The sequence below is a fragment of the Paenibacillus sp. P2(2022) genome, from assembly GCF_029522175.1.
Classification (GTDB): domain Bacteria; phylum Bacillota; class Bacilli; order Paenibacillales; family Paenibacillaceae; genus Paenibacillus; species Paenibacillus polymyxa.
In genome coordinates this window covers 143,740-156,700 of sequence record NZ_JAKWFI010000002.1, presented here as the reverse complement: position 1 = coordinate 156,700, position 12,961 = coordinate 143,740, and the positions used below count along the sequence as shown (strand labels likewise).

General features: G+C 45.5%; 11 protein-coding genes. 2 read left to right on the top strand and 9 right to left on the bottom strand.

What is annotated here, in order from left to right; genetic code table 11:
* Positions 1–85: 85 nt before the first annotated feature.
* The 3 genes from MMB75_RS07865 to MMB75_RS07855 all read right to left on the bottom strand — a co-directional run bounded on the left by MMB75_RS07865 (position 86) and on the right by MMB75_RS07855 (position 2,808).
* The gene (locus MMB75_RS07865) at positions 86–667 is read right to left on the bottom strand and encodes a TetR/AcrR family transcriptional regulator (RefSeq protein WP_016820670.1); all 582 of its coding nucleotides are present in this window, start codon (positions 665–667) and stop codon (positions 86–88) included.
* A gap of 5 nt (positions 668–672) precedes the next feature.
* Positions 673–1,305 (bottom strand): YigZ family protein, encoded by a 633-nt coding sequence (locus tag MMB75_RS07860; RefSeq protein WP_013369976.1) that lies wholly within the window; start codon positions 1,303–1,305, stop codon positions 673–675.
* Between the two features lie 147 nt (positions 1,306–1,452).
* Positions 1,453–2,808, bottom strand: a complete 1,356-nt coding sequence (locus tag MMB75_RS07855) for a glucose-6-phosphate isomerase (RefSeq protein ID WP_013369975.1) — start codon at positions 2,806–2,808, stop codon at positions 1,453–1,455.
* Between the two features lie 251 nt (positions 2,809–3,059).
* Here MMB75_RS07855 and MMB75_RS07850 point away from each other — a divergent pair, with 251 nt between their 5' ends.
* The gene (locus MMB75_RS07850) at positions 3,060–3,959 is read left to right on the top strand and encodes an NAD(P)-dependent oxidoreductase (RefSeq protein ID WP_045244020.1); all 900 of its coding nucleotides are present in this window, start codon (positions 3,060–3,062) and stop codon (positions 3,957–3,959) included.
* Between the two features lie 108 nt (positions 3,960–4,067).
* Here MMB75_RS07850 and ppnP read toward each other — a convergent pair whose 3' ends face one another.
* The 4 genes from ppnP to MMB75_RS07830 all read right to left on the bottom strand — a co-directional run bounded on the left by ppnP (position 4,068) and on the right by MMB75_RS07830 (position 9,174).
* Entirely contained in the window at positions 4,068–4,382 is a 315-nt protein-coding gene (gene ppnP / locus MMB75_RS07845; RefSeq protein WP_016820673.1) for a pyrimidine/purine nucleoside phosphorylase, read from the bottom strand.
* Between the two features lie 290 nt (positions 4,383–4,672).
* Positions 4,673–6,718 carry a transketolase gene (tkt, locus tag MMB75_RS07840; RefSeq protein WP_016820674.1) on the bottom strand — a complete coding sequence of 682 codons (2,046 nt, stop codon included), beginning with the start codon at positions 6,716–6,718 and terminating at the stop codon, positions 4,673–4,675.
* Between the two features lie 406 nt (positions 6,719–7,124).
* Positions 7,125–8,024: a formyltetrahydrofolate deformylase gene (gene purU / locus MMB75_RS07835; RefSeq protein WP_045244021.1), complete on the bottom strand. Its 900-nt coding sequence runs from the start codon at positions 8,022–8,024 to the stop codon at positions 7,125–7,127.
* Between the two features lie 22 nt (positions 8,025–8,046).
* Positions 8,047–9,174: a deoxyribonuclease IV gene (locus tag MMB75_RS07830; protein WP_045244022.1), complete on the bottom strand. Its 1,128-nt coding sequence runs from the start codon at positions 9,172–9,174 to the stop codon at positions 8,047–8,049.
* A 296-nt stretch (positions 9,175–9,470) separates the two neighbouring features.
* On the opposite strand from MMB75_RS07830, the gene MMB75_RS07825 reads away from it, so the two are divergent.
* On the top strand, positions 9,471–10,385 hold the full coding sequence (locus tag MMB75_RS07825; protein WP_025364332.1) for a TIGR01777 family oxidoreductase: 915 nt from the start codon (positions 9,471–9,473) through the stop codon (positions 10,383–10,385).
* Between the two features lie 206 nt (positions 10,386–10,591).
* Here the strand turns inward: MMB75_RS07825 and MMB75_RS07820 are convergent, their stop codons facing one another.
* Both MMB75_RS07820 and MMB75_RS07815 read right to left on the bottom strand, forming a co-directional pair.
* Positions 10,592–12,376, bottom strand: a complete 1,785-nt coding sequence (locus MMB75_RS07820; RefSeq protein ID WP_045244023.1) for a DUF6382 domain-containing protein — start codon at positions 12,374–12,376, stop codon at positions 10,592–10,594.
* Positions 12,377–12,437: 61 nt separating this feature from the next.
* A complete protein-coding gene (locus tag MMB75_RS07815) occupies positions 12,438–12,950 on the bottom strand; it encodes an A24 family peptidase (protein WP_013369967.1) in 513 nt (170 codons plus the stop codon).
* Between the last annotated feature and the right edge of the window lie 11 nt (positions 12,951–12,961).

Below are 12,961 nucleotides of genomic sequence, written 5' to 3'. Positions count from 1 at the left end.
TAATGATAAGTCACCGTCATGAAGTGCAAACACCTAAAAAAGCGCCCTACATGTTCATGGCTGAAGCGTATGAATGCAGGTACGCTCATAGGTGTCTGCACAGCAGCTTTACATGTGCTAAAGCAGCGGGCCTGATCTCTTCAAATGTTAAACCGTCCTGAATATAAAATGACACAAAGCCATGCATGGATAAAAACAGACTTTTTGGTACTCTTGAGCATTCTTCCTCCGAATGTCCCTGACCATTCAATTCCTGGCGAATCATAGACGCAAATAATTCCACACAACGGTTTTGCTCTGTCCGACAGTATGCAAAGAGCTCTTCATCGTGCATCATGAACATAATTTCGTACTGATATGGATTTTCCAAGCCAAAACGGATATATTCCAGCATCAGGTACTCCAATCTGCTCAAGCCATCATCAGGCGTGCCTGTTGCTGCTTGCAGTAGAATCCCACGCAATGTATTGAAATCTTCAATCACAATGGCGTAGAACAGTTCAGCCTTCTCTTTAAAATGATAGTATAACGAACCATGACTGTAACCCAGATGCTGGCCAATGCTGCGCATTGAAATCGCACGGTAGCCCTTGGTGATAAACAAGTGCCTGGCCGCTTCCAGAATCCGCCCTCTTGACAACTCCTGTTCTACTGCTCTTCTAGCCATATTATTTATTCCCCTTCAATAAAGTAAAGCTGCTCTCCCTCCGACACAAGCGATTGTCCCTGTGTCAAGTCGGTTATCCAGTTGCAGAAGGATTCCGCATCACCAGCCAGCGGCAGACAGGTTAAGGTAACTTTATCCGTAAACATCGTTTCTCCGGTACGGATGCTGCGATTACGTAATTCATTTTCCACTTTGCCCAACCAAGTATAATCCAATTCCACAAAAACTTCACGATGCAACACACGTGTAATCGCATCCCCTGCCTCGATAGCTGCAACAGCACCATCTGAGTACGCGCGAATCAGTCCGCCTGCTCCCAGCAAAATCCCGCCAAAGTAACGGGTAACCACAATAGCGACATTTTTCAGTTTCTGATTGCGGATGACCTCCAAAATAGGCTTACCCGCCGTCCCGCTCGGTTCTCCGTCATCCGATTGCTTTTGGATTTCGTCTCTTTCCCCAATCATATAGGCCGAACAATTATGGGTGGCATTCCAATGCTCTTTTTTGATGCGCTCTATAAAAGCAACTGCTTCTTCCTCAGTTTGAACAGGCTGAATATGGCCGATAAAACGGGATTTTCGGATTACAATTTCCTTGTTGCCGGCACCGCGTACGGTTCGGTATTGTTCCAACATACACGTATAACCTTCCTTACTTCATTTTACAAGAAAGCAGTTCCCCGCTTCTGGCAGCTGGCGAACTGCTTTCCTGTACTTAATTGATGCTATACACTATAACGCTTCAGACCGAAAGCCTGTTTCGAATCAGAAATTATAGTTCCCTTATTCAGACAATCTCGCTTCAAGCTCAGCTTTTTCTTTTTCGAAGCCCGGTTTGCCGAGCAGCGCAAACATGTTCTTTTTGTAAGCTTCTACGCCCGGTTGATCGAACGGATTTACGCCCAACAGGTAGCCGCTGATACCGCAAGCTTTTTCGAAGAAATAAGCAAGGTAGCCAAAGGAGTAAGGGCTCAAGTCAGGAATATTTACAATCAGGTTTGGTACTTGTCCGTCTGTGTGAGCCAGCAATGTACCTTGGAATGCTTTTTTGTTTACAAAATCCACTGTTTTGCCTGCCAGGAAATTCAGTCCATCCAGATCATCCTCATCTGCTTCGATGGTGATGTGACTAGGTACATTTTCTACTTGGATTACCGTTTCGAAAATGTTACGGCTGCCTTCCTGAATAAATTGTCCCATAGAGTGCAGGTCTGTCGAGAAGTCAACAGAAGCTGGATAAATACCTTTATAATCCTTGCCTTCGCTTTCTCCGTACAGCTGTTTCCACCACTCGGATACGAAATGCAAAGACGGCTCATAGTTTACGAGAATTTCAATTGCTTTACCTTTGCGGTACAAAGCGTTACGAACGGCTGCATATTGGTAAGCCTCGTTCTCAGCTACATTCGGGTTGCTGTATTCTTTGGAAGCGTCTGCTGCACCTTGCATCATTTCTTCGATGTTGATGCCTGCTGTAGCAATCGGCAACAAGCCTACTGCTGTCAGCACGGAGTAACGGCCACCCACATCATCAGGAATAATGAAGGATTCATAGCCTTCCTCGTTAGCGAGCTTCTTCAGAGCACCACGTTCTTTATCCGTTGTAGCGTAAATACGTTTGCGCGCTTCTTCTTTACCATATTTTTTCTCCAGAGCCGCACGGAATACGCGGAAAGCGATAGCTGGCTCGGTTGTTGTACCTGATTTGGAGATGACATTCACAGAGAAGTCTTTTCCTTCAATCAGTTCCAACAGATGATTCACATATGTAGAGCTGATGTTGTTGCCTGCAAAATAGATAGCTGGACCCTTGCGTTGGTCTTTAGGCAGCGCATTGTAGAAAGAATGCGACAGCATTTCAATCGCAGCACGTGCTCCAAGGTAAGAACCGCCAATACCGATTACAATCAATACCTCGGAATCGCTTTGAATTTTAGCAGCAGCCTTTTGGATGCGTGCAAATTCTTCTTTATCATAATTGGTAGGCAGGTCAATCCAACCCAAGAAATCGGAACCTACACCTGTTTGATTGTGCAGTTGCTCATGAGCCAACTTGATGGGCTCTGCAAAATAATCAATTTCGTGCTGCCCTACAAAGGAGAGCGCTTTAGTGTAATCAAAAATAACTTTTTTAGACATGTTTGGAACCTCCTGTTTGGTATTACTAAGACCATGAATACGAACATAAGGACTTAGGAATAGGATACTTTAATTTGCTGAGCCTGACAAGCTTGCGTTACCTGTGTGTCCTGTGCCTCGACAGACCCTGCTGTAGATAGGGTAGCATGCCCATGCTACAATGAACTGAGAGCAATCTGTTTCAATATTCAATTCAAGCCGAACTCGCATCTGCATCGGACGGCAACTTCCAACAAGAAAGGTGATTAGCAATGAAAAACATCGGATTTATCGGACTGGGCACGATGGGCGCCCCGATGGCATCCAATCTGCTAAAGCAGGGATTCGAAGTCACAGTTTATAATCGTACCGCTTCGCGCTGCGAGCCCTTGGTAGAGCAAGGCGCACGTGCAGCTTCAACCCCTCGTGAAGCGGCCGAAGGGCAGCACCTGGTCATTACCATGGTCAGCGATGATCAATCAATACGTGACGTGTATTACGGTCAGGACGGTGTGTTTGCTGGTCTTACGACTGGTATGACCGTGATGGACAACAGCACAATTTCACCTGAGCTGGTCAAACAATTGGCCGTCGAAGCGGACAAGCTGGGCTGCTCCTTCATTGATGCCCCCGTAACAGGCAGCAAGCCTGCCGCTGTAGATGGAACACTCGTGTTCATGGTCGGCGGTCATGCAGAAGCGATTGCGGCGCAATCAGATGTTTTTGATACCTTGGGCAAAAAGGTGCTCCATATGGGACCAAATGGTAGCGGGGCCGTGGCCAAGCTCGCTCACAATACGATGGTCGGTATAAATAACCTCGCTCTGGCTGAAGGCTTTGCCATCGCGGCTAAATCCGGCATTCCAGCAGACAGCTTCCTAGAATTGGTACAGCTCGGATCGGCAGGTAGCAAGGCCGCTGACCTGAAAGGGCGCAAAATCATCGAACATGATTTTAGCAACCAATTCTCACTTGCCCTGATGCTCAAGGATTTGAAGCTCGCTGCCTCACTAACAGACAGCCTGTCCATCCCTACGCCTATGTTGTCCATTGCCAAAAGCTTGTTTCAAGCCGGACAAACACAAGGCTATGGCGACGAGGATCTATCTGCTGTTGTAAAGACATACGAAGCATGGATTGGCCGCACCATTGGTGGTCAGCCTCTTGAGTAAGCTGTACTTTTCTTTGTAACCATGCTGCTGTGTGTTTGTATTTATAACACAGCTTTAGGGTAAGAACACTCGGCTTGTAGCTTGAGTGCTCTTACCCTTTTCAGCTCATTATTCCGGATAAGAACAGCAATAATCCGTTACACTTCGTACTTCCAGCTTGAAGGAAGACTTCGCAGGTACATGGAAGGTCGATGTGCCATGTATCTCCAGCCATTCCTCAGTGCCTGGAAGCATCACTCTCAGGTCCCCTGCCAAAATCTCCATAATCTCACGGGAATCCGTACCGAACTCGTATGTTCCCGGCAACATAATCCCCAGTGTTACCTTACTACCATCACCTAGGATAACTGTGCGGCTTGTAACCTGACCATCGTAATAAACATTTGCTTTTTTAACTACGCTTACTCCATCGAACTGTGTCATTCGTTATCCCCTCATCTGCTCTCAATGGTGAATGAATATGGTGCATCATAACATAATTTGGATTCCAGCTTCAGTATGAAAATACACACTGTATCTGCGTACTCTATCCACTGATAATTCAAAGACATTTTATCGCAAAAAACAAATGTATGAAACAAACAGCCGTAAGCCTTACTCAGGTTACGACTGTTTGTGATACATGGATTGCCACAGCAGGTAAGTCGTTTGCCAGCAATACACGATCATTGCTTTATGGACAAACTCTTCCTAATTGCTGATGCTCCAATGTTTTATTTCAACAAAGCTTTGACACGGCTAACAACATTCTCTACTGTAAAGCCGTATTCCTTAATTACACGGTCACCAGGTGCGGATGCGCCAAATGTGCTGATACCGAGAATGTCGCCTTGGTCGCCAACATATTTTTCCCATCCCAGTGGATACGCCATTTCTACAGCCAAACGAGCTTTAACTTCAGGCAGCAGAACGGAATCTTTGTAAGCTTTGTCTTGTTTTTCGAACAGATCCCAGCTTGGGAAGCTGATAACGCGTACTTGAATACCTTCTTCTGCCAGTGCTTCCTGTGCTTTAACAGCCAGTTGTACTTCGGAGCCTGTAGCCAGAATTTGAGCAACCGGTTTGCCGTCTGCTGCATCTGCAACCACATAAGCACCGCGTTTGATACCTTCGCGTGCATGCTCAGCAGTAGCAGCCAGGATTGGCAGGTTTTGACGAGTCAATACCAGTGCAACCGGGTTTTTCTTGTTTTCCAGCGTGTAAGCCCAAGCAGCAGAAGTTTCATTACCATCAGCCGGACGAATGACCGTCAGGTTCGGGATAATACGCAGAGAAGCCAATTGTTCGATCGGCTCATGAGTCGGGCCATCTTCACCAACAGCAATACTGTCGTGAGTCAGAACGTAGGTTACAGGCAATCCCATCAGAGCTGCCAAACGAACGGCTGGACGCAGATAATCTGTAAATACGAAGAATGTACCGCCGAATACTTTTACGCCTTGGTGCAACGCCATACCGTTCATCGCAGCAGCCATACCGAACTCGCGGATACCGAAGTAAATATTACGGCCAGCGTAGTCTTCTGGCGTAAAGTTCGTCAGGTTGTTCAAGTGTGTCATTGTGGAGCTTTCCAAGTCAGCAGATCCGCCTGTCAGGAAAGGAACGTTTGGAGCCAATCCGTTCAGTGCATTCCCAGAAGCTACACGAGTTGAAACCGCTTTGTCTTCTGTAGAGTATTTCGGAAGGTCACGATCCCAACCTTCTGGAAGATCGCCGTTTACAGCAGTTTCAAACTGAGCTGCCAAATCAGGGTGAGCCGCTTTGTATTTCGCAAATTGTTCATCCCATGCTTTGTTAGCTGCGATACCGCGCTCTTTTACTTTAGCAAAGTGCTCGCGAACCTCTTGTGGTACATGGAAATCCTCTTCGTATACCCATTTGTAGAATTCTTTAGTCAGTTTAGCTTCTTCTGATCCCAGCGGGGAACCATGAGTACCACCGTGTCCGCCTTTACCTTGTTTGTTCGGGCTTCCGTAACCAATGACTGTTTTTACTTCAATCAATGTAGGACGTGTCGAATCGGCTTGTGCTTCTTCAATTGCTTTTTGGATCGCTGGAAGATCATTTCCATCTTCTACGCGCAGCACTTGCCAGTTGTATGCTTCAAAGCGTTTGGCAACACTTTCGGAAGAGGACAGATTAAGCTTGCCATCCAGTGTAATATCATTGGAATCGAACAATACGATCAGCTTACCCAGTTGAAGGCGACCAGCCAACGAAGCGGCTTCATGCGAAATACCTTCCATTAGATCGCCATCGCCGCAAATAGCATATGTGAAGTGATCCACAACTTTAAAGTCATCTTTATTATATGTTGCACCCAGTTGTGCTTCTGCCATAGCCATACCTACGGACATTGCCAAGCCTTGTCCCAGAGGTCCAGTTGTAGCATCTACACCAGCAGTGTGTCCAAACTCAGGGTGACCCGGTGTAAGGCTGCCCCATTGACGGAATTGCTTCAGCTCTTCCATAGGTAGATCATATCCGCTCAGGTGAAGAAGGCTGTATAGCAACATAGAACCGTGTCCTGCAGACAGTACAAAACGGTCACGGTTCACCCATGTTGGGTGATTTGGGTTATGGTTCATTGTTTTAGCAAAAAGTTGGTAGCCCATTGGCGCGGAGCCCATCGGCATACCAGGGTGTCCCGAATTCGCTTTCTCGATGGCATCAATTGCCAACGTACGGATCGTTGTGATGGACAAATTGTCAATGGTGGAGTTTTCATCCTTTTGAATCGCTTGATTCTGGTCAGTCATGGTTTGCCTCCTCATATTGTATAAAGTATGTCAATTGCATTCCGTCATACTCTCCAATGCTCCCGTCCGATATAGAAACAGGGCTATCGAAGTGAGTGAATCTGCTTGAATGTTTCAATATGACTTATACATTCTTAAGTATTGTACCATTTGCCGTGAAAGTTTGCCAGATCGTTTATAAAGATGATTGTCGAAATGGTCGAATTGTAGTACAGCCCTCATATCAATATACCCGTTATGTATTAACATCATTTAAAAAATAAAGAAATCGCAAAAAAATTTTTATAGGTTCCAGATATAATGCAAATACCTACCCCACACAAAAAAACAAAGCCCATTATGCACTGGGCTTTGTTTAATCTGACATGTAAACTCACAAGTTTTCATGAATTTGAAATTGTTAAGTTCAATTAAAAACGACCGTTTTGTTCTCATGAACCAATATACGATCCTCTGTATGCCACTTCACGGCTCTTGCCAACACGACCCGTTCAATCGTGCGACCGATCCGTTTTAGCTCATTTACATCATCTCCGTGGCTCACCCGCTGCACGTCCTGCTCAATGATCGGACCACCGTCCAATTCTTCGGTTACATAATGCGCAGTAGCACCAATAATTTTCACACCGCGATTATAAGCTTGGGCATACGGCTTGCCACCCACGAATGCAGGTAAAAAGGAATGATGGATATTGATAATCCGGTTGCGGTAATGCTCAATAAACCTAGGCGAAATAATCTGCATATACCGGGCCAAAATGATCACGTCAATCTCTTCGCCAATGACCTCTAGCTGACGACGCTCTGCCTCTGGCTTCGTGTCGGCTGTCACTGGTATATGGTGATACGGAATGCCAAAGGATTCCACATACTCCTTCATATCCGGATGATTACTAACCACCAGTGAAATATCCGCATCCAGGTCCCCTGCCTGCCACTGCCACAGCAATTCTACCAAACAGTGATCTTCTTTGGAAACGAAAATAGCCAATTTTTTCTTGCGGCTGACCGCAGAAATCGTCCACTCCATACGGAATTGCTCGGCAACAGCGACAAAGTCCTGCTCCAATTGCGACTGAGCTGCACTCAAATTAGGCAAATCAAATTCAATCCGCATAAAAAACATACCGCCGGACGGGTCCATTGTATATTGGTCAGATTGGACGATATTGGCCCCATGCTCGTACAAAAAGCGGGACACGGTCGCTACAATACCTGGCCCATCTGGACAAGATACAAGCATGCGCGCACGGTTTTCATGTGTAGATACAGTGCTGTTTGGCTGATGTTTTACGTGAATTTCCATGTGGCTATTAGTCCCCCTTATCTTATACCGTCACAGGCAGATGACTACCGGCAAACCAGGCAATCAACCGTTGATTAATGTGTTCTTCGCTCATCTCTGGAAAGAGTGCTGCTTCCATTATCATGTCATACAGACGCTCCAGCGGCTCACGTGGATCTGCTTTTCTTGCTTTAGCATCATTTTTCAGCAGAGTCCAGGTATCCAGTACAAATTCACGGACATCCACATCCTGTTTTTTGAAAAACGAATGCAGCTGTTCCACCTGACTCAAAAACTCATCTCCAAAGCGTTCCTTTACATTTCCGCGAAGCAAGGCAATCTCAACCTCATACATTGGTCGTTGAGTTTTGGCTTCTTTCCCGATCCACGGCGTCTCCAAAATAAACGGACGTCCCTGAAGTGCTTCATGATGTACCACGTTATGAATAGTCTGATAACCAATCCAGCCCGATCCAATCGGTGTATGGCGGTCTTTATGCGCACCAACTGGATTTTTGCTGTCATTAATGTGGACAACTGCGATGCGATCCAAGCCGACAATACGGTCAAATTGCTCCAGTACACCGTCCAAATCATTGACAATGTCATAACCCGCATCATGAATGTGACAGGTATCCATACAAACCGTTAGACGCTCGTTGTGCTCTACTTTATCTATAATGGAGGCAATTTCCTCAAAGCTACGACCCATTTCTGTGCCCTTGCCTGCCATCGTTTCAAGTGCAATATTGACATCTGTCTCCTTCACACCGTTCAGTACCTCGTTCAAACCATCAGCAATGCGTCCAATTCCGTACTCTGCATCTTTATCTGTAAAAGCCCCCGGATGCAGCACGATATTTTTCACACCAATCGCATGTGTGCGCCGTATTTCCTCCTGTAGAAAACTGACTGCAAGCTCATAGGTATTTTCTTTATAGGAGCCGAGATTAATGATATATGGAGCATGCACCACGATATCTTCCATTCCCTTTTCCGCCATTAGCTGCTTGCCTTCCTCCAAATACATGGACTCCATCGGCTTACGGCGCGTGTTTTGAGGTGCCCCCGTGTATATCATAAACGAGCTGGACCCGTAAGAAGACGCTTCTTTTGTAGCGCTGAGCAGACCCTTGTCCGAGAAGGACACATGAGAACCAATTTTCAGCATGATTTTGATTCATCCCCCTATCCTGTTATGCTTGTCTTATTTTAATTTAATCATTTTAACGTGATTATTGAAATCAAACAACATAGCGTTTATGGCAACTTTTTTTAAATGACTCCCTTTATGGAACATACAGACATAGTGCACATCAGAATATATGTTATTGAAATGTAGGTAGATTAAAGCGTGAATGGACCTTCTCAGCGTACACAGATATGTTCAATATGAAGCTTTTGTATCAAAAAGGGTTATATTTTATAACAGAACTATTTTTTCGAATTGGAAGGAGAACTGACTCCATGAACATCATCGTATGCGGAGGAACTGGATTGGTGGGAAGTGCGCTGGTCAAAAGCTTGCTAGATGACGGATATACGGTGAAAGTCATTACCCGCAAGCCGCTGGTTGGACACGAAGCGAGCCCCCGCTTGCAGTATATGAGCTGGAACGAATTAAAACAAAAGCCTGAATTACTAGAAGGTACAGATGCGGTCGTTAATTTAGCAGGTGAGACGCTGAATCAGCGCTGGACGGACAAGTCCAAACAAAGAATTCTTCAATCACGACTGCTTTCCGTTGCCCGGTTGGCTCAAGCGTTGAATGCTCTGCAAAAAAAACCGAAAGTTATCATTCAGGCTTCGGCTGTTGCCGCCTATGGTACCTCCTTGACCGAAACATTTGACGAAAAAAGTCCGCGCCGTTCGGAAGATTTTCTGTCTCAGGTGGTTGAGCAATGGGAGGAAGCTGCCAATGCCTACCCTGCCGATGTCCGTCTAATTAAGTTACGCATCAGCCTAGTGCTGGACAGAAAAAAAGGAGCATTCTCACTCATGAAGATGCCTTACGTCTTCGGATTCGGTGGAAAAATAGGTAGCGGCCATCAATGGATGAGTTGGATTCATATTGCCGATATCGTTCGTCTGATCTCGTATTGCATTCATACACCAGAGATTTCCGGGGCAGTGAACGCTTCATCACCACACCCTATGACGAACGACCAATTTGGGAAAACAGTAGCTAAGGTATATCGTCGTCCACACTGGTTTCCCGTTCCTGGCTTTCTAGTTCAAAAGCTATTGGGTGAGATGAGTACGCTTGTATTAGACGGCCAAAAGGTAATACCGCGTAAAGCGCTGGAGCACGGATTTAAGTTTAAGTATTCTTCACTGAAGGAGGCGCTAGAGGAACTTCATTCTCCTCACAAGCAGCGTTGAATTAAAAAATGAACTCTATGGAGGATAGATAATATCTTTGTATCTCTACCAGCTTAGGGTTCATTTTTGATTTAGACATAATTTATCAATTAAACTTGAGATCTTTGAGTTGCCTTGCTTCAGGCCTATGAATAATCTTCTATTTATAAAAAAGAAGCCCAGAATATAACAGGCCTCTTCTTAACATATATCCATTTAACGTTTACTCAAGATGCATTAGAGGATTTAAAAGAGTCCAATCGATAAGTATAAGAGACTCCAGCGATTTTAAAAGTGTCTCCATCCTGCATGGTATACTCCTTATAAGGCACCATAGGCTCTCCATTCAGCACAGTTCCGTTCGTCGAGGATAAATCCTTTACAATGTGGCTTTTCCCTCCTGTAACTATACAAATCTCAATATGAGAACGAGAAACTCCATCCGTATGCTCTACAAACTGGACCAATTGCGGATCTCTACCGATGATAAAGCTGCCTCCAACGAATTGGTCGGGCTGCAACCGTATGCGCTCGGTTTCTCCACTCCCAGGTAACTTACGATCCAAGCAAGCAATTGGCGAGTGCTGAACAGTTGGACTCTGTATGTCTTGATCTGGACGAAGCAGCACGGTTTCCTGCTTGGATACCGTATTGAGTAGCTCCGTTACCCCGGACAAGGACTTATAATAAGCCTCGCTGGTATCGCTGTCGTCCAATTCATTTCCCGGCGCGGAACCTTTCCTCGAAGGCTCGTGCAAGTCATAATTTGTACTTACTTTCCCTCTATCCTCCGTCGTTCGGCTTCCCATGCTTTTAGGTTCTAAGTCTGGAAAAGTCCAACGCCAGCTCTCCTGTGCTTGATCACTTGAATCAGTTGATGGCTTGTCTTGATGATGGCGTCCCGCTACAAACCCAGTCAGCTTATCTACCTGATAACGGTCATTTTTTCGTTGTGCTGGAGGAGTAGTTCCTAACCATTCCGAATCCAATACAGGTACTGCTTCACTATAAAAATGAGATGAAGCTCGATTGCGCTCTAATTTCCCCGTCCAGCTTATATAAGCAACAGCGACAAGTACCGAAGTCAGCACAATTGAAATAAGCAAGGACACCGTCTCAGGATGATCCAAATAAATATAACGCCAAACAATGGCCGAAGCGAGCAGACATCCGAGAGCAATGTATGTTTTATATTTTTGTAATTTAGGCTCCGCCTGTTCATCTTCCATTTCGTTGTCGGCTCCTAACTCGACATTCTCCTCTGATTTTGTGGACTGCTTGAGTCGATTGACTCGCTTAAGCTCCTGAATTTCCTGCAGAGTCTCCCGATGTTCTTGCCCGTACGTTCTTCCTCCACGATCTGTATCGTTACCCTGTATGGTATGAGAGGAATGAACAGATGATCTACCTTTATCCTGACCGCCGACGCTCTGTTCACTGGCCGTCATCCCTTGCAACAGTAGTTCCTTCAACGCGCCCAACTCAAATTCATTTCTCTCGCATAGATCGAGTATGCGCTGTATAGATTCTCCCTGAGGGTGAGCCACACGAGTCATCAAGCGAATAACCATCTGCTTAAAATAACTACCTGTTTGTTCCGTATACTGTACACTGCACAAAGGAACATAGGTCAAACTGACGCTTTCCCTTGTACCTAAACCGCTTATAAAAATGTAATCCTCGTGCAAAATAAACTGGCGGATATTTAACATATATTGTGGGCTACGATGAAGAGCATCTACTATTTCAAAAAGAATCCGGTAGAAATCAGAAATCGACACATTCCCACCTTTCCATACTTGGGAAAGCATACGTCGCCCCGAAATATCGTAATGTAACTCGATCTGAAAATCGACTTCTTTGATTCTAAGTTCCAGTAGACCGGGAATCCGATTGCCAGTCATCATTCGGGTCTGTACAGAATTTAAATCATCGGTCTTGAGCCCGCCTTCCTTGTTTAGTATCATAAACGTTCCGCCATTACGAACAAAATCCCTACTTAAACCAAACAATTCATGACCTCCTTACAAATTCTTATTCCCTGAGGTAGCATGATCTCACGAATCGGACACGTCATGACAAGAAGTAAAGATAAGCACTGACCGCTCCCGGAATAACTGCTGTCATAAAAGGAAACCTGAGGTGTGCTTCTCTCCCGCTTGTCAGCGCTTTGCCGCTGCGAAACAGGAAAAATCCTCCCAAATTAAACGCCACGCGTCGCAATCTCATGATGGTTTCCCTCCTCCATAGCAAAATCCCTATACCAATAATGCCTGCAAAAAAAATCGAATATAGAGCCGATTGCCATGCAAAAGCAGCTCCTGTCCAGGCTCCAATTAAGCCGAACAGCTTTACATCTCCTGCACCAATTGCTCCCATCCAGTACAAAATCAGCATGAATCCAAAGCCGGTGCCAAGACCAGCAATAGCAAATAGAAAACCGTGCCAACCTCCGAACAGAGTATTGAACAGCAAGCCTACCGCTATGCCGGGCAATGTAAGCTTATTAGGTATTTTCATGCTTCGTAAATCTGTCACTAGCGCGATCGCCAGCAGAACTCCGCACACAATATACATCCACGTCAATGCGATCTTCC

Bases quoted from the DNA above. Each gene is read 5' to 3' on its own strand.
- MMB75_RS07865 (WP_016820670.1), bottom strand. From the start codon at position 667: ATGGCTAGAAGAGCAGTAGAACAGGAGTTGTCAAGAGGGCGGATTCTG.
- MMB75_RS07860 (WP_013369976.1), bottom strand. From the start codon at position 1,305: ATGTTGGAACAATACCGAACCGTACGCGGTGCCGGCAACAAGGAAATT.
- MMB75_RS07855 (WP_013369975.1), bottom strand. From the start codon at position 2,808: ATGTCTAAAAAAGTTATTTTTGATTACACTAAAGCGCTCTCCTTTGTA.
- MMB75_RS07850 (WP_045244020.1), top strand. From the start codon at position 3,060: ATGAAAAACATCGGATTTATCGGACTGGGCACGATGGGCGCCCCGATG.
- ppnP (WP_016820673.1), bottom strand. From the start codon at position 4,382: ATGACACAGTTCGATGGAGTAAGCGTAGTTAAAAAAGCAAATGTTTAT.
- tkt (WP_016820674.1), bottom strand. From the start codon at position 6,718: ATGACTGACCAGAATCAAGCGATTCAAAAGGATGAAAACTCCACCATT.
- purU (WP_045244021.1), bottom strand. From the start codon at position 8,024: ATGGAAATTCACGTAAAACATCAGCCAAACAGCACTGTATCTACACAT.
- MMB75_RS07830 (WP_045244022.1), bottom strand. From the start codon at position 9,174: ATGCTGAAAATTGGTTCTCATGTGTCCTTCTCGGACAAGGGTCTGCTC.
- MMB75_RS07825 (WP_025364332.1), top strand. From the start codon at position 9,471: ATGAACATCATCGTATGCGGAGGAACTGGATTGGTGGGAAGTGCGCTG.